Source organism: Leifsonia sp. NPDC058292 (genome assembly GCF_042880955.1).
GTDB lineage: Bacteria > Actinomycetota > Actinomycetes > Actinomycetales > Microbacteriaceae > Leifsonia.
The window spans coordinates 192,609-209,938 of record NZ_JBHVYL010000002.1; the positions used below are offsets into that span (position 1 = coordinate 192,609).

The following is a 17,330-nucleotide window of genomic DNA, read 5'->3' on the forward strand; positions in this document are numbered from 1 at the left end:
ACAGTCACTCACATGACCGCAGTGACCCGACCGCCCCGACCGGCCCGCTCCACACTCTCGACCGCCGAAGCGCGGCGCGAGACCGTGATCGCGAGCGCGATCGAGGTCTTCGGCACGTCGGGCTACCTCGGAACGCCGATCGCCGCCGTCGCCGATCACGCCAAGATCTCCTCGGCCTACGTGTTCAAGCTGTTCCCGGGCAAAGAGAGCCTGTTCGTCGCCGCGCTCGACCGCTGCTTCGACCTCATCGAGGAAGCGCTCGAGGCCGGCGCAGCCGGCGCCACCGAGCAGACTCCGGACGGCATCCTCTTCGCGATGGGCGGCGCGTACGCCGAGCTCATCGGTGACCGCTCGCTGCTCATGCTTCAGGTGCACGCCCAGTCGGCGGTTCAGGTCACCGACATCCGCGAGGCGCTGCGGCGCGGCCTGGCTCGCGTGACCAGGTTCGCGAAGTCGCGGTCGGGCGCAGACGACGAGGCCGTGCAGCGGTTCATCGCCTTCGGCCAGCTGTGCCACCTCATCGTCACCACGGGCATCGAGACGGACGACTCGGATTGGGCGCGCATCCTCACCGCAGGCATCCGTCACCCCTGAACGAAACGGTCGGCAACCGCCGGCCTTTTCTTGACCCACAGGAGTGACTGTTTAGTCACTCACTAGCCACCACCCACCATCCACTAGCCACTATCGAAAGGTTCTCTCCCATGTCGACCATCACCGCAGCCGCCGCTCCGCCCAGAAGCCTTCACCGCTGGTGGGCGCTCGGCGTTCTCGCCCTCGCCCAGTTCCTCGTCGTGCTCGACGCGTCGATCGTCAACATCGCCCTACCCGCGCTCGGCACGCAGCTCGGGCTCGACACCGCGGCGCTGTCCTGGGTGATCACCGCCTACGTACTGCCGTTCGGCGGTCTGCTCCTCCTGGGCGGCCGGCTCGCCGATCGCTACGGCCATCGCACGCTGTTCCTCATCGGCGTCACCGGCTTCATCGCCGCCTCCGCTCTGGCCGGTCTCTCGGTGAGCGGCGGCATGCTGCTCGGAGCCCGAGCGCTGCAGGGGGCGTCCGCCGCGCTGCTGGCTCCCGCATCCCTCGCACTCGTCACCCAGCTGTTCACGACCGCCGGCGATCGCGCAAGAGCTCTCGGCGTCTGGGGCGCGGTCGCCGGTATCGGCAGCGCGGCAGGCGTGCTGCTCGGCGGCGTGCTCACGGCGGTGTTCGGCTGGCAGGCGGTGTTCTTCGTGAACGTGCCCGTCGGCGCGATCGTGCTCGTCGCCATCCCCGCGCTGGTCGCCCGCGACGCCGTGACCGACCGCACCCGCATGGATGTGTGGGGCGCGATCACCATCACCGCCGGGCTCACCGCGGCCGTCGCAGCGCTCAGCTTCGCCGGCCTGCTCGGCTGGACGCACCCGGTGACCCTCGTCGCCTCCGCCGCCGCGGCCGCCCTCCTCGCCGCGTTCGTGGTCGTCGAGCGCCGAGCCGAGCATCCGCTCGTTCCGTTCCGCTTCTTCCGCAACCGTGACGCCGCAACGGGCAACCTGGTGATGCTGCTGGCCGGTGGCGCGACCACCGCACTGTTCTTCGCGCTGTCGGTCTACCTGCAGGATGTGCTGGGATATGACGCGCTGACGGCGGGCATCAGCCAGCTCCCCCTCGCCGGCGCGCTGGTGATCGTGGCCGGTGTCGTGCCGTCCGTCGTCGCTCGGGTCGGTCTGCGCGTAACGGTCGTCGCAGCCCTGGCGGTGTTCGCCGGCGGACTGGTGTGGCTCGCCGCGGCCGGCCCTCACGCCGCGTTCGCGAGCGGACTGCTGGGCCCGAGCATCCTCATCGGGGCAGGCCTCGGCGCGGTCTTCATCACCGCCACGCAGCTCGCCGTCGACGGTTCGTCGTCAGCCGATTCGGGGCTGGCCAGCGGCCTGGTGAACACCAGCCAGCAGATCGGCGGCGCACTCGGTCTCGCGGTGCTCGGCACGATCGCCGCCGCCCGCACCTCTGCGTCGATCGGCGCCGGAGCGTCGGCGCCGATCGCGCTCTCCGACGGCTTCTCCCTGCTGTTCCTCAGCGCCGCCGGGCTGGCCGTGGTGGGCGCGGGTGTCGCGACACTGCTCCGAAAGCGTTGATCGCAGCATCCCGCGCCCGGGTCACCGTGAGACGGCCTCGACGAACCAGTCCAGCGCCACGGGCAACGCTCCGAGAACGGAGACGTGCCCGTCGCGCGGCCGGAACCACAGCTCGGCGCGCGGCAGTCCCGCAAGAAGCCTGTCGGCGTGGGATGCCGGGATCACCCGGTCTTCTCCGCCCTGCACCAGCAGCACCGGCGCGACGACGTCGCCCAGGTCGAATCCCCACGGTTTCGTCAGGGCGACGTCGTCGTCGATCTCCCCGTCGGCACCCTGGGCCGCCGATCGTTGGGCATCCTCGCCGAGCACGCCCCACGCGCCGGCGAGCAGCTCGAAGTCGGCCGGGGTGAAACTGTTCGGGTCGAACTCGGCCGTCTCCGCGTAGGCCGCCCGCCCCGAGCGGCCATTGCGGGCCGAGCGCAGTCCGCCGTCGGCGACCATCCCCTCGAACCATCCGGGCTCGTCGGCGAACGGCGCGACTCCCGCGAAGGTCACGACGGCCGACACCCGCTCCGGCGCCAGTGCGGCGCAAGCGAGGGCGTGCGGCCCTCCGCCCGACGCGCCGATCGATCCGAAACGCGCTATCCCGAGAGCGTCGGCGACGCGCACGACGTCGGCGGCCGCGTCGCTCACGTTCCGGTCGCCGATGGGCGACGTGCCCTCGTATCCCGCACGGGCGCACGAGACCACCCGGATGCCGCGAGCACCCGCTGCGGCGGCGAGCGGCTCCAGCAGACGCCCGGTCTGCGGGGTTCCGTGATGCCAGAACACCGTCGCGCGCACGCCGGGTGCCTCGCCGCTGTCGTAGTACCGCACGCTCCGGCCGTCGGCCGTTCGGACATCCCCAGCGATCGTCATGATCTCAACCTAGCGAGGTGTACCGACGGGGGCGGGCTCCGGCTTCGCCGCCGGCGCCCACCTCCGCTAGACCCCCAGGGTTCCCCGTCGTGCCGGCCCACTTCACGTGAGGTAGACCAGGCTGTTTACACCCTAAATATTCGCTGCCGAAATAACAAGAATCCCAGCCGGTATTTTTGCCCGGATGCCAGGCACAGCGCGGTTGTGAGTCGCGTGAGAGTACTCGAATGATCTGGCTCGGCCGGAATTCGTCGGCGGCATCCGCGTTGACGTCAGCATGACTAACGTAGGAATCATCGGAGCCGGCCACATCGGCCAGGCGCTCGCCCGCACATTCATCGAGCACGGCTACACCGTCACCATCGCGAACTCGCGAGGACCGGAGACGCTGGCCGACCTGGTCGCCGACCTCGGCCCTTCCGCGAAGGCCGCTACGGCCGCCGACGCCGCTGCCGCCGCAGACTTCGCCGTGGTCACCGTGCCGCTCAAGAACTACCTGGACGTGCCCGTCGAGCCGCTCGCCGGCAAGATCGTCATCGACACGAACAACTACTACTGGGAGCGCGACGGCCGCATCCCCGCCCTCGACGATGGCAAGGCGACCGTGTCGGGTCTCCTTCAGGAGCACCTTCCGACCTCGAAGGTCGCGAAGGGCTTCAACCACATCGGGTTCGGCGACATCCAGACCACCGGCTCCCCCGCGGGCACCCCGGACCGCCGTGCCCTCGCCACCGCGAGCGACTTCGACGACGCCGCCGCGCTGGTCACGTCCATCTACGACGAGTTCGGCTTCGACACCGTGAACGTCGGCGCGCTCTCCGAGAGCTGGCGCGTGGAGCGCGATCGCCCGGCCTACGTCGTGCGGCAGAACCGCGAGGAGCTCGAGAAGAACCTCGAGATCGCACCGCGTACGATCTGACCGTTTCGGCACGGCCAGGCCAGCCCACGGATATTCGAGAAATCCTCATTCTATCTGTCGCTGAGAGGATGTACAGGCTAGCCTGTGCACGAGCCCGCACGACGGGCTACTGCCCTCGACGGAGCACCGAAGCTCCGAGACAGTAGAGCGCCATCGCGAGCCTGAGAAGGAGCGATGGGATGCGTGCGTTCAGAATTCCCGTGGTGCTGGCCGTCGGAGCGGCTCTGGTGGTGACCGCCGGCGTGGCGCCCGGCGTGCTGCCGCGACTCGCGGCCACCGCTTCGAGCGTGCACTTCAGTGCATCCGGAGACTTCGGCACGTCGGCGTCGGCTCAGGCGGTGTTCACCGGCATCGGGGCGGCTCATCCCGATCTGCACCTGGCGCTCGGCGACCTCTCTTACTCTCCGACCGGGCAGGAGCAGGCGTGGTGCGACCTCGTCACGCAGGGCGTCGGCGCCGGCTTTCCGTTCGAGCTCGTGTCGGGAAACCACGAGAGCAACGGCCAGAACGGCAACATCAACGACTTCTCGGCCTGCCTTCCGAACCAGCTGCCCGGCGCGGTGGGCACCTACGGCCGGCAGTACTACGTCGACGTTCCGCAGGGAGCTCCGCTCGTGCGGTTCGTCATGATCTCCCCCGCGCTGCCGTTCGCCGACGGCACCTGGAGCTACGCCGCGGGGTCGGCGCGCTACAACTGGACCTCCGCCGCGATCGACGGAGCACACGCCGCCGGCATCCCCTGGGTGGTCGTCGGGATGCACAAGCCCTGTCTGTCTCTCGGGCAGTACACCTGCGAGCCCGGCGCCGACCTGCTCAACCTCCTCGTCGACAAGCGCGTCGACCTCGTGCTCAGCGGCCACGAGCACCTGTACCAACGCACCCACCAGCTGGCGACCGGCGCGGGATGCAGCGCGATCGCTCCCGGAACCTTCACCGCCGCCTGCGTGGTCGACTCCGACGCGGCGATGCGGAAAGGCGCCGGCACCGTCTTCGCCACGGTCGGCACCGGCGGCAACGGCAACTACAACGTCAACACCGCCGACACGGAGGCCAGATACTTCGGCGCGAGCGGAGGGTCGAGCGCCAGTCCGATCTACGGTTCACTCGACGTCACGGCGTCTGCGTCAGAGCTGACCGCCTCCTTCAACCGCGTCGCCGGAGCCGCGTTCGCCGACTCGTTCACCCTCGGCGCCGGCGGAGGAAACGTTCCACCGAGCGCGAGCTTCGCGACCACGTGCACCGATCTCACCTGCGCGTTCGACGGCACAGGATCCACCGACCCCGACGGCACGATCACGTCGTACGCCTGGGAGTACGGCGACGGCGCGACGGGCTCGGGCGCGACCGCGTCGCATCCGTACGCGAGCGCGGGCACATACACGGCGCGCCTCACAGTCACCGACAACGGTGGAGCCACTGCTGTCACCACCCGACAGGTCACGGTCACCGCGCCGCCGCAACCCGGCGTGCTGGCGAGCGATCCCTTCGAGCGCACCGTCGCGAACGGCTGGGGCACCGCTCCGACCGGGGGCGCCTGGACCTTCACCGGCAGCGCATCTCGCTACGCCGTGAACGGCACCGCCGCGACCATGCAGCTTCCGACGGCCTCCGGAGGCACGACGTATCTCACATCCGTCTCCTCCGCAGCCACCGACCTCCGGCTGAGCGTCGCGATCGACAAACTGCCGTCGTCGGGCAGCGTGTATCTCTCCGTCTCCGGTCGGCGCATCACGACGGCGGGTGCGTACCAGTCGAAGGTCATCATCTCGTCGGCGGGCAAAGTGTCCCTCTACATCGTGCGGGTGAACTCGACCGGCGGCGCCGAGGTCGTCGTGCAGAACGGTGTAGCCGTGCCGGGGACCTATGCCGCCGGCACCAAACTGTCGATCCGCGTGAAGGTCACCGGAACGAACCCGACCCTGATCGAGTCGCGGGTGTGGCCCGGCGGCTCACCGGAGCCGACGGCCTGGCAGCGTTCGATCACCGACTCGACCCCTGAACTGCAGGGCCCGGGCGGGCTCGGCCTCACCGGATACCTCTCGGGCGGCGTCGCGAACTCGCCGGTGACACTGACTGTCGACGACCTGACCGCGACGGCGCCGTGAACGACGCCGTGAGAGCGCGGTGAGCGTCGGTCAGTGCCCGCGGTTGCGCGGCCGCAACCGCGTCTCCTCGGCATCGAGCATGGCCTGCGCCTCCTCGAAGATGCGCGACGGGTACCGCCCTTCGCGCCGCTCCTCCATCAGCTTCTCGCGCTCCGCTTCCACCACGGCCAGACGCAGATCCCGGTAGAGCTGGTGCGGTCGCTCGGCCTCGACGTCTGCGCGAGCCCGCGCTCTCTCCCAGGCCGCCTCGGTGCGGAGGAACGATGACTGTCGCACCCGCTCGATGACATCCGGGTCGACAGCCTCATCTGTTCCGGCCGCGAGCTCGGGGTCGTCGAGCACTTCGAGCCCGGCGTTGCTGAGGGTGTCGAGCAGTGTGGCCAACTGGTGCCTGTCGCGCTCCGCGTCGATGCCCTCGACCTTGAGCAGACGGATGAGCGCCGGAAGCGTTCCGCCCTGCACCACGAGACTGAGCACCGCAACCGTGAACGCGATGAGGATCAGCTGGGGGCGGTACGGGATGTCTTCGGGCAGCGACTGGGCGGCCGCGAGTGTCACCACGCCGCGCATCCCCGACCAGCCGAGAACGATGCCGCCTCGCCAGTCGATCGTCTGCTCGCGCATCGCCTGCAGGTCGCTGCGCATCCGGTAGTAGCGTCGCTCGGCGATCTGTTTGCGCCGGCGCTGCCGGGAACTCTCGACCGGATGGTCACGAAAGTAGGTGAGCATCAGCAGCTCTTGCAGCGTGCGCCGCTCCGCACGCTCGGTGCGTTTTCGCAGCCCCCAGACGAGCGGCATCGCCCACGCGAACCGGATGGCGATGAGCAGTATTGTCGCGAGCAATCCGATACCCACCGAGTCCCAGACGCTGAGGACGGTCTCCCTTGCCTCGACGTCTTCGATCAGCGTGCGGATCTCCAGGCCGATCACGAGGAACACCGCGTTCTCGAGCAGGAACTGGATGGTGCCCCAGTTGATGCGGTCGGTGATGCGCGCCTGGGCGGTGAAGGCCCGCGGGCTCGCATACCCGGTGTAGAGCCCCGCGACCACGACGGCCAGCACGCCCGAACCGTGGATCGTCTCCGCCGGCATGAAGGCGGCGAACGGAACCGCGATCGACAGCGCCGTGTCGAGCAGCGGATCGGACAGCTTCGAGCGCACCCACACCGAGACGATGCCCGCGACCAGTCCGACCGCGATGGCGGCGACCGTCGCCCAGGCGAAGTCGGCGACTCCGGCCCACGGCGACGCGAGCAGCCCGGCCGCGGCGGCCGTCGCCGTGCGGAGCAGCACGAGGGCGGTCGCGTCGTTGACCAGGCCCTCACCTTCGAGCAGGGTCAGCAGGCGCGGCGGCAGACCGAGGCGACGGCCGATGGAGGTGGCGGCCACCGCATCCGGAGGGCTGATGATGGCACCGAGGGCGATCGCGCCGGGAAGGCTCAACTGCGGCAGCAGAGTGTAGAGAAGCCAGCCCGACACGAACGCCGTGAGGATGACGAGGACAACCGACAGCCCCGCGATCGGCGCCAGGTCACGACGGAAATCGGCCAGCGGCAGCTTGATCGCCGCCGCATAGAGGATGGGCGGAAGCACCGCGTCGAGCACGATCTCGTGGGGTACCTCGATCGAGGGGACGCCCGGCAGATAGGAGAGGCTGACGCCAACGATGACGAGGATGATCGGCGCCGCGATGCCGAGCCGCCGGGAGAAGGCGGCCACGCCGACGATCACGGCCACGCCGATCACCGCATAGAAGCCCAACTCCATGCATCAACCCTATTGGTGTGCTCGGAGCCGGCTCCCGCTCATGTCAACGGAAGTAGGAGCCGGCCCGCAGGTCTTCGAACAGGGTCGGATGCGTCGGAGTCCACCCGAGCAGCTCGCGGGTGATCCGGCTCGACGCGGGCACGTCGAGCGAGAAGAACCCACCGATCCAGCCGAAGTGCTCGGACGCCTTCTCGGGTGCCACCGAGACGACGGGGAGCCCCAGACCGGCGCCGATCGCGCCGGCGATGTCGCGAGCGGCCACGCCCTCTTCCGCCACGGCGTGCATCCGACTGCCTGCGGGCGCCTTCTCCAGTGCCAGCGCCACGAGCTTCGCAGCGTCGCGCTGGTGCACGGCAGGCCAGCGGTTCGAGCCGTCACCGACGTACGCGGCGACGCCCTTCTCGCGCGCAACCCCCGCGAGCACCGCCATGAAGCCGTGATCCCCCTCGCCGTGCACGGTTGGAGCGAACCGCAGGGCGACCGAACGGATCCCGCGGTCGGCGAAGCCGAGCGCCAGGTGCTCGCCGCCGCCTCGGGGAGCGTCGGCACCGGTGAACGGACTCGGTGCGTCTTCGGTCAGTAGAGTGCCGTCGCCGGCGATGGCGACACCCGACGCGAACAGCAAGGGCCGGTCGGAGCCGGCGAGCACATCCCCGAACGTCTCGATCGCCGCCCGCTCGGTGCGGCCGGCGCCCGCGGAGTCGGAGAAGTCGTGCTTGAACGCGAGGTGGACGACCGCATCGGCCGGTTCGGCGCCCGCTCTCAGGCTGTCGAGGTCGTCGATGTCTCCCCGGTGCGCCTCCGCACCGGCCGCGCGCAGGGCCGCGGCCGACGCGTCGGAGCGGGCGAGGCCGACCACCTCGTGCCCCGCTTCCAATAGTTCGGGAACCACGGCCGAGCCGATCCAGCCGGATGCACCTGTGACGAATACGCGCATGAGCGAACTCCTTGAAGTCGATGTCAGTGAATGACATCACCCTAACACGCTATGTCAGTCGCTGTCATCACTACACTGGAATCATGGGACGCTGGGAACCGGATGCGCGAGGACGGATGAGGGCCGCCGCCATCCAGCTCTACGTCGAACGCGGGTTCGACGAGACGACCGTGGCCGACATCGCCGAGCGGGCAGGAGTGACCGAGCGCACGTTCTTCCGCCACTTCGCCGACAAGCGCGAAGTGCTCTTCGTCGGCACCGAAGTGCTGCAGGGGGCGGTGGTCGCCGCGATCGCCTCAGCCCCGCACGGCCTGACCCCGCTCGAGACCATGGCGACGGCGATCGAAGTCACCGCCGACCTACTTCTCGACCGCGAGTGGTCGCGGCTCCGCTCGGTCGCCATCGACAGCACCCCGAACCTGAAGGAACGCGAGCTGCTCAAGATGTCGTCCCTGGGCGCAGCGTCCGCCGAGGCGCTCCGCGCGCGGGGCGTACCTGAGCCCGCAGCGACCCTCGCCGCCGAGAGCGGGGTCACGATCTTCCACGTGTCTTTCCTCCGCTGGATCGGCGAGGAGTCGTCGGGTGACCTCAGACAGGACATCCGCGACACGTATGCGCAGCTCAAGGCGTTGAACGCCCGCTGACATCCGTCAGCTCGCGTGCACCCGACGGGTGTTCAGCACCTCGACCCGCGCGTCGACGAAGTGGTGCACGCTCTCGGTGATCTGGTACTGGGTGTGAGCGATGCGGGCATCGTGGTCGCCGACCAGCGCGCGGGCCGCATCCAGTCGCCGCCGCAGCTTCAGCAACGAGGAAACCGCGGCCAGCAGCAGTGCCACGATGGCGGCGGCGGCGGACCACTGGATGATCGCCGTCCAGGCGGCGAGCGCCGGCACACTGTCGGCGAGCCATTCGCCGCCGACGATGGCGATGACCAGCGCGGCCGTGATCAGCAGGGTGTTTCGAGCGTGGACGAGCGGGCTCGTCGCGAGTGCGAGCCGAGCTTCGCCGAGTTCGCGTTCGTGCTGACGCCGGCGGTTCTTCGCCCAGTGCAGATCGCGCTCGTGGCGACGGGCAAGGCGGTGGGCGTCATCGTGGGCGCGGTTGTACGCATAGGTGGTGTTCACAGACGTGTCCTTCGGGTCGACGTGGCTGCAATGTTCGGGTGTGTTCAGTTGGGCGCCGAGGCTGGGTGGGCCACCGACAGCCCTGAGCATAGCTAGAAAGAACGGTCTGTAGGTCTTTTGGAGGACACGAATTTGTACCCCACTTCGGGCGCCATGTCACGCCCGCAGCGCTGAGTAAAGCTCCCGCACGGCGGCACCCAGCGCAGCCTCCGCCGCGAACTGGGTCGACGCGGCCACGGATGAGGTGCTCAACGCCACGATCGCGAAGCGCGTGCCGTCGGCGTTCTCCAGCACGCCGGCTTCGTGCCTCAGGTTCAGCAGTGTGCCCGTCTTCGACGCCCAGCGAGCGTCATCGGCGGCCAGGTCGGGGGCGAGACGATGCCGAACCATGTTGCCGTGCAGGTACTCCTGGAGCCGCGCGGCGACCTCGGCGTTCACGCCGCGCTCCCGCCACACCAGTTCGAGAAGATCGGCGAACCCGCGCGCCGTGACGGTGTTGGTTCTGGCGACGTCGAGCTGGCGCACCGGATGCCCGTTGGCCGGTGTGCTGCCGCGGATGGCGAGGGCGTGCGCGAGATGCGCCTCGTCGGGCGCGAACCGCTCGAGTGGCGTGTCGCTGAGCTCGGCGAAGGGATGCCGCACGGCGATCCCCCGAACGCCGAGCCGGTCGAGGTCGGCCATGACCGCTTCGGCCGACACCAGCGCCAGCAGCGCATCGGCCGCGCCGTTGTCGCTGATCGTCACGGCGAGAGACACCAGGTCGTCGACCGCGATCGTGGCCGGATGCCGAAAGCGCCCGGTGCCCGGGGTGCTCTCCTCCGGATTCCCGGCGGGAACCGTCACGGGCATCGCGCCGTCGATCCGCCCATCCGCGATGCGCGTGAGAACGGAGAGCGCGATCGGCACCTTCGCCAGCGACGCCGCCGGGGTCACGACGTCGCCGTCGAGCTCGATCTCGCGGCCGCTGTCGAGGTCGCGCACGACGATGGACGCTCGCAGGCCGGCAGCGTCGAGTTCCGCTCGCACCGCGCCGAGCAGCCTCTCGTCACGCATTCGCGGCCTCCTCCCTGGGTGTCGCCGGCCCCCGGGTGGTCGCGCCGAGCGCCCCCGCGATCTCCTCGCCGATCGCCTGCAGCACCGACTCCACGTCGTGGTCGCTGTCACCGGCGAGCGCGAAACCACGCGCGATGTCGAGCCCAGCGATGGGTCGCCAGTGCAGCCCGAGGTCGCCCGCCTCCGCCTCCGTGCACAGCAGCAGGTCACCGTCGGTCAGCACTCCGGCGAGCGAGGCGGTCGTCGACCCGTCCACCGGGAGCTGTCCCGGCGCAAGCCCGGCGGCGTATCCCGCTCGGGTCAGGGTGTCTCTCACGTGCGGCAGGTCGTCTTCCGGTGAGATCCGGATGCGCGAGCCCGCATCCTCGTCTCGCCCCGACCCCTTGCCGCGGCGCGGGCGGAGACCGTCGAGCCGCAGCACGCGATCGGCCGGGCGCCGCCCTGCCGCGCCGAGTCTCGCCACCCAGTGCGCCTCATCGACCGGAACAGCCGCCACGGCGACCCGCACCCCGAGCGTCCTGGTGAGCTCCGCGCGGCGCACCGGAGACGCCGCCACGAACTCGAAGCGGAGCCCCGCAGCCCGCCCGGCCGCATCGGCGACGGCGAGGTCGCGCGTCGTGCACGACTCGGGGACCGCGATGGTGATCGGGCGCAGGCGCGCGCGTTCGGCATCCAGTTCCAGCTCATCCGCCAACCGCACGAGTCGCCGGGCAGACGGCACCAGATCCCGGCCGAACGGCGTGAGCACGGCGCGCCGAGCGTTCCGCTCCAGAAGCGGAGACCCCAGGTGGTTCTCAAGCGCGAGGATGCGGCGGCTCGCGACGGACTGCGCCACATCCAGCGCCGAGGCGGCTCGGGTCACCGAACCTCGCTCATCGATCTCGACCAGAACCCGGCACGCTGCGATCATGTCCACGCCAGCAGCCTAGGTCAATGCCGATCGAGCATGGGTCGGCGCGTTCCGGTCTTCGACGGGATGAGTCACGCTTGTCAAGCTGAAGGAATGAACACTCGCACACCCCTTCTTCGCCGCGCCGCCGCGGCCGCCCTCGCGGCCTCCACCATCTTCGTCGGCTGGCAGTCGTCGGTCGCACCGACCGCTGTCGCGGCGTCCGTGACCGGGCACGGCCCGGCATCCGCTTCTTCGGGCTCATCGAACAACTCGAACGCGAGCACGACCCGCGCCTTCGCCGCGCTCGAACGCGCGCACGACGCCCGTCTCGGCGTCACCGCGATCGACACCGGCTCAGGTCGCACGGTCGCGTACCGTTCCGGCGAGCGCTTCGCGTTCGCATCCTCGAACAAGACGTTCATCGCCGCAGCCGTGCTGCAGCGCTCGTCTGTCGCAGACCTCGACACCGTCGTCCGCTTCACCAAAGACGACCTTCTGAGCTACGCGCCCATCACCAGCCGCTTCGTCGACACGGGGATGACGGTGCGCGAACTCCTCGACGCCATGCTCCGCTTCAGCGACAACACCGCCGCCAACCTCCTGGTCGCGCGGCTGGGCGGGCCGCAGGTCGTCGAGCAGTGGCTGCGCGGTATCGGCGACCGCACGACGAACGTCGACCGCATCGAACCGGACCTGAACGAGGCGACACCCGGCGATCCGCGCGACACCACCACGCCGGCCCAGTTCGCCACAGACCTGCGCAAGGTGCTGCTCGGCAACACCCTCGAGACCCCCGACCGCACCCTTCTGCGCAACACCATGCTAGACAACACGACCGGCGACGAGACCATACGCGCCGGCGTTGACCCCGCCTGGCCGGTCGCCGACAAGACGGGAACCGGAGAGTACGGCGTGCGCGCCGACATCGCCGTCGTCTACCCGACCGCACGCTCCCCCATCGTCGTCGTCACCCTGTCGAGCAAAGACACTGGCGACGCGACCCCCGACAACGCGCTCCTCGCCGCGGCGACCAAGGTCGCAGTCGCCGCACTTCGCGGGTAGGCGCCGCGGCCCGCGTCAGGCGATTCGGCGCGCGATAGCGGAGTCGGCGCTGCTTCTACACTCTTGTCTGGCACACATATCTATGAAATGTTTCATATGTACCAGCCCTTCGGGGGAGGACAGCCGTCCAGCTGGTCGGAGGGGGTTGAGAAGTTGAAATCAAGACTGAATATGGAATTCGCAATGGGAGTTGCGACGATCGCGGCGCTTGCAACTGCGATCGGCGCAGCACCGATAGCCCCGGCGATGGCTGAGGTGCGGACGAGCGACACAGTCGCCACCGAGAACGCGTTGGATGCACTGGGGCTTTTGGCGGCTCCATCACTGGGCCGCTCCGTTGATCTGAGCGCGCCGACAGGCGCCTTGGACTCCAATCGTGGCCTCGTGGTCGGTTCAGGAGACGGCGAAGTGACGGTTCGACCACTCACCGACGGCCCAGCGACGTTGTCGCCCAGCGGCAAATCGTTGGTCTATTCGAGTTCGACGTCGCACAGCATCGCTTTGACGGGGAAGACGACAGCGGCAGATGCTGGTTATGTGGTCATCAACGACGCCTCAGCACCCGAGGACTACGCCTTCAACCTCGCGACAGACGGCATCCCAGCCGTCCTAGAACTGGTGGAGGACCGCGTGCTTGTCAAGGACGCCGCCGGCGACGTCGTCAACGTCATCTCCCCCGCGTGGGCTGTGGACTCCTCTGGACGAAGCATTTCGACAACCTACAGCGTGGCTGGTTCCGTTCTAACCCAGCACGTAGACCACGCCGGTGCCGAGTATCCGGTCGCCTAGAAGGAGCCAAATAGGATGCCGATCAACGAATCAAAATCCGGCAAGGACCCCTTCGGCGAGGCGGTTCGGACGGGACCATTCTCTTGGATTTACTGGCTCCTGATCCTTGCCGCGACGGTCGCGGTAGTCGTCGGCATATTCGGTGATACGCAGCAACGCATCGTTACGGGGGCCGTCGTGTTCACCGTCATCGTGGTACTCACGATCGTCCGCTACATCATCGCCGCGAAGATCCGCCGGCGGTAGAACCTGACAATCCAGAGTGCCGGTTCGACGCTGTCATCGGGCCGGCCTTTCGCAAGCTGGCAAGGCCTCTAGGCTGCGGGACGTGAATCGCCCGATAATCGACTGCACGAGTTTGTGACCAAGACGGTCTAGCGGCCCGCGTCAGTTCGAGCGCGTGAGTGCCCGGGCGCTCCGCAGGAACGAGGCGGCGAGCGCGTCGGCATCGTCGAGGTAGCCGGCGACCATCGCCCCGTCGCGGATGAGCATGAGATCGTGCGCGACGGCGGCCGGGTCGGTGAGCCCGAGCGGGCGCACGATCTCCTCGAACGTGGCGAGACACCACGCGCGGTGCTCGTCGACGGTCTTCCGCACCGTGCTGGCAGGGTCTGGATATTCGGCCGCGGCATTGATGAACGGGCACCCCCTGAACCCCCGCTCACAGGCCATCTGACCCAGGGCGCCCGCGATCGCCTGGAACACTCCGTCGGCGTCTCCGCTCGCGGCGATCGCTCCGGTGATCCCGTCTCGCTCCTGGCCGGCGCGCAGCGCCAAGTGTGCGACGACCAGGTCGTCTTTGCTCTTGAAGTGCCGGTAGAAGGTCACCTTGGTCGTACCGGCGCGCTCGATCACCTTGTCGACGCTCACCGCGCGGAGACCCTCGGCATAGAAGAGTTCGCTCGCGGCCTCGATCAAACGCTCGCGCATCGAGGGTTTCACGGTCTCGATCATAGGGGTTCCATTCTCGGGGCTTGCGGTGCGAGCCTCTCGGTGTCTATGGTTACGTCATGTAGAGTGACTAGTCATTCTACATCGAGTTTCTCCCCAACAGAATGGACTTTTCGTGACCACGACCACCACGACCGAGCAGACGGCGACGATCGCCGGCGCGCTCAGACGGCTCTACTTCGTCCGCTTCGGATTCGCGATCGTCTGGGCCGCGCTCGTGGCCCTGACCGCGTCGACCATCAGCCCCTTCGCGGCCGTACTGCTCGTGCTGTATCCCGCTTTCGATCTCGCAGCGGCGATCGTCGACCACCGCGCCTCGCGTGCCACCCGGCCGGCTCCTCTTCTTTACGTGAACATGGCGCTCAGCCTTCTCACGGCCGTCGCACTCGGCTTCGCTGTCACCTCCGGCAAGACGGCCGTGCTGGTCGTCTGGGGACTCTGGGCGCTCACTGCCGGCGCCGTGCAGTTGGTGGTCGGTCTCAGCCGTCGCCGGCTCGGCGGCCAGTGGGCGATGATCCTCAGCGGCGGCATCTCCGTGCTGGCCGGGCTCGCCTTCATCCTCATGTCCGGCGGTGCGGCAGCCTCTCTCGTGGGTCTCGCCGGCTACGCCACCCTCGGCGGTATCTTCTTCCTCATCTCAGCGATCCGCTTGGGCCGCACCGCCAAGGCCGGCAGTCGCTGACCCGAGCGCCCTCCACCCCACTCCCGCTAGCCTCAAACAACTCCTAAGAAAGCAGAAATCATGCCAACGAAGATCACCCTCATCATCGACAACCCGGCCGACGCTGCTGCGTTCGAGAGCGACTACCCCGAACTCGAAGCACTGGCCGGGCAGCTTCCCGAACTCCGCCGCCTCGAGGCCGCCAAGGTCTGGCCGAAGGAGGACGGCACCCCCACCCCGGCCCACCGCACGCTCGACCTGTACTTCGACAGCTACGAGGACGCATCCGCAGCCGTCGCCACTCCGGCCGCCGGCGCCTTCTTCCAGCGCCTCGGTGGCACCGGAACTTCGTTCACCGGGCTGTTCTCCGAGATCGGCTGAACAGAACCGGACATGACAAAGGGCCGGTCTGACTTTCCAGTCAGACCGGCCCTTGATTCGTCCGCTTCGGCTATTTCATGAATTCGATTTTCAGAATTCAGTGAAACAACCGTTCGTGCGCGAGGGGGGACTTGAACCCCCACGCCCTTTCGAGCACTGGCACCTGAAGCCAGCGCGTCTGCCAATTCCGCCACTCGCGCGAACTCAGAGAGAATAGCACGGCGCGGTGCCGAACCTGAATTCGGGGCGCGGTTGCGGCGGCGCGCGAGGCTCATTCTCCAGGTGGATGTTCGCACAATAGAGAGGAGCGCTGGGGCGGCTTTACACTCGGGCCGACTAACATGCTCATAGTCGTCGAGCCGGAGCGGGAGACCTGTGGGCATTCTGGACAACTTCGAGAGAGGTCTCGAACGTGCCGTCAATGGTGCGTTCGCGAAGACCTTTCGGTCGGGGCTGCAACCGGTCGAGCTCACCAGCGCGCTCCGACGTGAGCTGGACACGAAAGCCGCGGTGGTGACGCGGGACCGCATCCTCGCACCCAACCGTTTCGTGCTGCGGCTGTCCCCTAGCGATTACAAGCGGATGCGGGGAATGGGCGCCGCCCTCACCGACGAACTGATCACGTTCGTGCAGAAACACGCCACCACGCAGAACTACCAGTTCGCCGGCGGCATCTCGATCGACCTGGTCGAAGACCCGGGCATCACCGAGGGGATGCTCCAGGTCGACTCGGAGAACGTCAAAGGCTCGGTCGCGTGGACGCCGGTGCTCGAGATCGGCGGCAACCGGTATCCGCTGACCCGCTCGAAGACCGTGATCGGCCGCGGAAGCGACGCCGACATCACCGTCGACGACACCGGCATCTCGCGCCGTCACGTGCAGATCATCTGGGACGGCCAGCGGGCGCAGGTCGAAGACCTCGGTTCCACGAACGGCTCGCAGCTGAACGGCCAGCCGGTGCGCAAAGCGATCCTCGAACCCGAGTCGGTGATCAGCATCGGCCGAACGCGCATCGTGTTCCGGGTGCTCCCGCAGGCGAGCGGCCCGCAGACGCGCGACAGTGTCGGTGACGACGCGACGAGGCACAACGACCTCGGCGGCTTCTGGAGCGAGACGTGAACCCCAGTGAGCTGACACTGCTCGTTCTGCGGTTCGGCTTTCTCCTCATTCTCTGGCTGTTCGTGTTCGGCATCGTCTACGCCCTCCGCACCGACCTGTTCGGCCAGCGCGTGCGCAAGCTCCCCGAAGCCCAGGCAGCCGCGTCGCCGTTCCCCGGAGGCGCGCCCGGCGTCCCAACCGCAGCCGGCGTCGCTCCCACGGCGAGCGCCGCAGCCCCACCGGTCATGCAGCGACCGCCCGCCTCGAACCTCCCCTCCGGCGCGAACGCCGCGGCACGGCCCAAGGCGACCGTGCTCACGGCCAGCCGTCTCGTGATCACGTCGGGCCCCCGGCAGGGAACGGAGCTGCCGCTCGGCCGCGACCCGGTGACCATCGGCCGCTCGGGCGAGTCGGGCCTCGTGATCCGCGACGACTACACCTCCACCCACCACGCGCGCCTGCTGCTGTGGAACGACGAGTGGATGATCCAAGACCTCGACTCGACGAACGGCACCTTCCTCGACGGCAAGCGTGTGACAGTGCCGACCCAGATCCCGCTCGACACCCCGATCAAGATCGGCACGACGACGTTCGAGCTGCGACGGTAGCCGCA

19 protein-coding genes and 1 tRNA gene are annotated in these 17,330 nt (G+C 68.5%); 12 read left to right on the top strand and 8 right to left on the bottom strand.

Features of this window, described 5'->3' with window-relative positions:
• Positions 1-12 precede the first annotated feature (12 nt).
• Positions 13-594, top strand: coding sequence for a TetR/AcrR family transcriptional regulator (locus ACFVWR_RS02985; protein ID WP_387207826.1), 582 nt, complete (start codon positions 13-15; stop codon positions 592-594).
• 110 nt (positions 595-704) lie between these two features.
• Positions 705-2,117, top strand: a complete 1,413-nt coding sequence (locus ACFVWR_RS02990; RefSeq protein ID WP_387207828.1) for an MFS transporter — start codon at positions 705-707, stop codon at positions 2,115-2,117.
• Positions 2,118-2,138: 21 nt separating this feature from the next.
• Here ACFVWR_RS02990 and ACFVWR_RS02995 read toward each other — a convergent pair whose 3' ends face one another.
• A complete protein-coding gene (locus tag ACFVWR_RS02995; RefSeq protein ID WP_387207830.1) occupies positions 2,139-2,975 on the bottom strand; it encodes an alpha/beta fold hydrolase in 837 nt (278 codons plus the stop codon).
• 277 nt (positions 2,976-3,252) lie between these two features.
• On the opposite strand from ACFVWR_RS02995, the gene ACFVWR_RS03000 reads away from it, so the two are divergent.
• Positions 3,253-3,894, top strand: coding sequence for an NADPH-dependent F420 reductase (locus tag ACFVWR_RS03000; protein ID WP_387207832.1), 642 nt, complete (start codon positions 3,253-3,255; stop codon positions 3,892-3,894).
• Positions 3,895-4,073: 179 nt separating this feature from the next.
• A complete protein-coding gene (locus tag ACFVWR_RS03005; protein WP_387207834.1) occupies positions 4,074-5,999 on the top strand; it encodes a PKD domain-containing protein in 1,926 nt (641 codons plus the stop codon).
• Positions 6,000-6,029: 30 nt separating this feature from the next.
• On the opposite strand, the gene ACFVWR_RS03010 is transcribed toward ACFVWR_RS03005, so the two are convergent.
• Together ACFVWR_RS03010 and ACFVWR_RS03015 are read right to left on the bottom strand one after the other, a co-directional pair.
• Complete coding sequence (locus ACFVWR_RS03010; protein WP_387207836.1) at positions 6,030-7,766, bottom strand: cation:proton antiporter; 1,737 nt, start codon at positions 7,764-7,766, stop codon at positions 6,030-6,032.
• Between the two features lie 43 nt (positions 7,767-7,809).
• Positions 7,810-8,703 (bottom strand): SDR family oxidoreductase, encoded by an 894-nt coding sequence (locus ACFVWR_RS03015; RefSeq protein WP_387207838.1) that lies wholly within the window; start codon positions 8,701-8,703, stop codon positions 7,810-7,812.
• Positions 8,704-8,786: 83 nt separating this feature from the next.
• Between ACFVWR_RS03015 and ACFVWR_RS03020 the strand changes: the two genes are divergently transcribed.
• Positions 8,787-9,347, top strand: a complete 561-nt coding sequence (locus ACFVWR_RS03020; protein ID WP_387207840.1) for a TetR/AcrR family transcriptional regulator — start codon at positions 8,787-8,789, stop codon at positions 9,345-9,347.
• A gap of 6 nt (positions 9,348-9,353) precedes the next feature.
• Here the strand turns inward: ACFVWR_RS03020 and ACFVWR_RS03025 are convergent, their stop codons facing one another.
• From ACFVWR_RS03025 to ACFVWR_RS03035, 3 genes are all read right to left on the bottom strand, one after another.
• On the bottom strand, positions 9,354-9,830 hold the full coding sequence (locus tag ACFVWR_RS03025) for a hypothetical protein (protein WP_387207842.1): 477 nt from the start codon (positions 9,828-9,830) through the stop codon (positions 9,354-9,356).
• A 156-nt stretch (positions 9,831-9,986) separates the two neighbouring features.
• Positions 9,987-10,883, bottom strand: a complete 897-nt coding sequence (locus ACFVWR_RS03030; RefSeq protein WP_387207844.1) for a serine hydrolase — start codon at positions 10,881-10,883, stop codon at positions 9,987-9,989.
• Entirely contained in the window at positions 10,876-11,793 is a 918-nt protein-coding gene (locus ACFVWR_RS03035; protein WP_387207981.1) for a LysR family transcriptional regulator, read from the bottom strand. Before ACFVWR_RS03035 ends, ACFVWR_RS03030 begins: the two co-directional genes overlap by 8 nt.
• Before the next feature lie 93 nt (positions 11,794-11,886).
• Between ACFVWR_RS03035 and bla the strand changes: the two genes are divergently transcribed.
• From bla to ACFVWR_RS03050, 3 genes are all read left to right on the top strand, one after another.
• Positions 11,887-12,837, top strand: coding sequence for a class A beta-lactamase (gene bla / locus ACFVWR_RS03040; RefSeq protein WP_387207845.1), 951 nt, complete (start codon positions 11,887-11,889; stop codon positions 12,835-12,837).
• A gap of 96 nt (positions 12,838-12,933) precedes the next feature.
• On the top strand, positions 12,934-13,626 hold the full coding sequence (locus ACFVWR_RS03045; protein ID WP_387207847.1) for a hypothetical protein: 693 nt from the start codon (positions 12,934-12,936) through the stop codon (positions 13,624-13,626).
• Between the two features lie 15 nt (positions 13,627-13,641).
• Positions 13,642-13,872: a hypothetical protein gene (locus ACFVWR_RS03050; RefSeq protein WP_387207849.1), complete on the top strand. Its 231-nt coding sequence runs from the start codon at positions 13,642-13,644 to the stop codon at positions 13,870-13,872.
• Positions 13,873-14,013: 141 nt separating this feature from the next.
• Here ACFVWR_RS03050 and ACFVWR_RS03055 read toward each other — a convergent pair whose 3' ends face one another.
• Entirely contained in the window at positions 14,014-14,580 is a 567-nt protein-coding gene (locus ACFVWR_RS03055; protein ID WP_387207851.1) for a TetR/AcrR family transcriptional regulator, read from the bottom strand.
• A gap of 112 nt (positions 14,581-14,692) precedes the next feature.
• Between ACFVWR_RS03055 and ACFVWR_RS03060 the strand changes: the two genes are divergently transcribed.
• On the top strand, positions 14,693-15,259 hold the full coding sequence (locus tag ACFVWR_RS03060) for a hypothetical protein (RefSeq protein ID WP_387207853.1): 567 nt from the start codon (positions 14,693-14,695) through the stop codon (positions 15,257-15,259).
• A gap of 60 nt (positions 15,260-15,319) precedes the next feature.
• On the top strand, positions 15,320-15,619 hold the full coding sequence (locus tag ACFVWR_RS03065) for an EthD family reductase (protein WP_387207855.1): 300 nt from the start codon (positions 15,320-15,322) through the stop codon (positions 15,617-15,619).
• 116 nt (positions 15,620-15,735) lie between these two features.
• Here the strand turns inward: ACFVWR_RS03065 and ACFVWR_RS03070 are convergent.
• Positions 15,736-15,819, bottom strand: a tRNA-Leu gene (locus tag ACFVWR_RS03070).
• Positions 15,820-15,994: 175 nt separating this feature from the next.
• Here ACFVWR_RS03070 and ACFVWR_RS03075 point away from each other — a divergent pair.
• Positions 15,995-16,738, top strand: coding sequence for an FhaA domain-containing protein (locus ACFVWR_RS03075; RefSeq protein WP_387207857.1), 744 nt, complete (start codon positions 15,995-15,997; stop codon positions 16,736-16,738).
• Positions 16,735-17,325, top strand: coding sequence for an FHA domain-containing protein (locus tag ACFVWR_RS03080; protein WP_387207859.1), 591 nt, complete (start codon positions 16,735-16,737; stop codon positions 17,323-17,325). Before ACFVWR_RS03075 ends, ACFVWR_RS03080 begins: the two co-directional genes overlap by 4 nt.
• The last annotated feature ends 5 nt before the right edge of the window (positions 17,326-17,330 follow it).

Coding starts and splice junctions, on each gene's coding strand:
- ACFVWR_RS03015 (WP_387207838.1), bottom strand. CDS start 8,703: ATGCGCGTATTCGTCACAGGTGCATCCGGCTGGATCGGCTCGGCCGTG.
- ACFVWR_RS02995 (WP_387207830.1), bottom strand. CDS start 2,975: ATGACGATCGCTGGGGATGTCCGAACGGCCGACGGCCGGAGCGTGCGG.
- ACFVWR_RS03055 (WP_387207851.1), bottom strand. CDS start 14,580: ATGATCGAGACCGTGAAACCCTCGATGCGCGAGCGTTTGATCGAGGCC.
- ACFVWR_RS03010 (WP_387207836.1), bottom strand. CDS start 7,766: ATGGAGTTGGGCTTCTATGCGGTGATCGGCGTGGCCGTGATCGTCGGC.
- ACFVWR_RS02990 (WP_387207828.1), top strand. CDS start 705: ATGTCGACCATCACCGCAGCCGCCGCTCCGCCCAGAAGCCTTCACCGC.
- ACFVWR_RS03065 (WP_387207855.1), top strand. CDS start 15,320: ATGCCAACGAAGATCACCCTCATCATCGACAACCCGGCCGACGCTGCT.
- ACFVWR_RS03050 (WP_387207849.1), top strand. CDS start 13,642: ATGCCGATCAACGAATCAAAATCCGGCAAGGACCCCTTCGGCGAGGCG.
- ACFVWR_RS02985 (WP_387207826.1), top strand. CDS start 13: ATGACCGCAGTGACCCGACCGCCCCGACCGGCCCGCTCCACACTCTCG.
- bla (WP_387207845.1), top strand. CDS start 11,887: ATGAACACTCGCACACCCCTTCTTCGCCGCGCCGCCGCGGCCGCCCTC.
- ACFVWR_RS03020 (WP_387207840.1), top strand. CDS start 8,787: ATGGGACGCTGGGAACCGGATGCGCGAGGACGGATGAGGGCCGCCGCC.
- ACFVWR_RS03035 (WP_387207981.1), bottom strand. CDS start 11,793: ATGATCGCAGCGTGCCGGGTTCTGGTCGAGATCGATGAGCGAGGTTCG.
- ACFVWR_RS03005 (WP_387207834.1), top strand. CDS start 4,074: ATGCGTGCGTTCAGAATTCCCGTGGTGCTGGCCGTCGGAGCGGCTCTG.
- ACFVWR_RS03030 (WP_387207844.1), bottom strand. CDS start 10,883: ATGCGTGACGAGAGGCTGCTCGGCGCGGTGCGAGCGGAACTCGACGCT.
- ACFVWR_RS03000 (WP_387207832.1), top strand. CDS start 3,253: ATGACTAACGTAGGAATCATCGGAGCCGGCCACATCGGCCAGGCGCTC.
- ACFVWR_RS03045 (WP_387207847.1), top strand. CDS start 12,934: ATGTACCAGCCCTTCGGGGGAGGACAGCCGTCCAGCTGGTCGGAGGGG.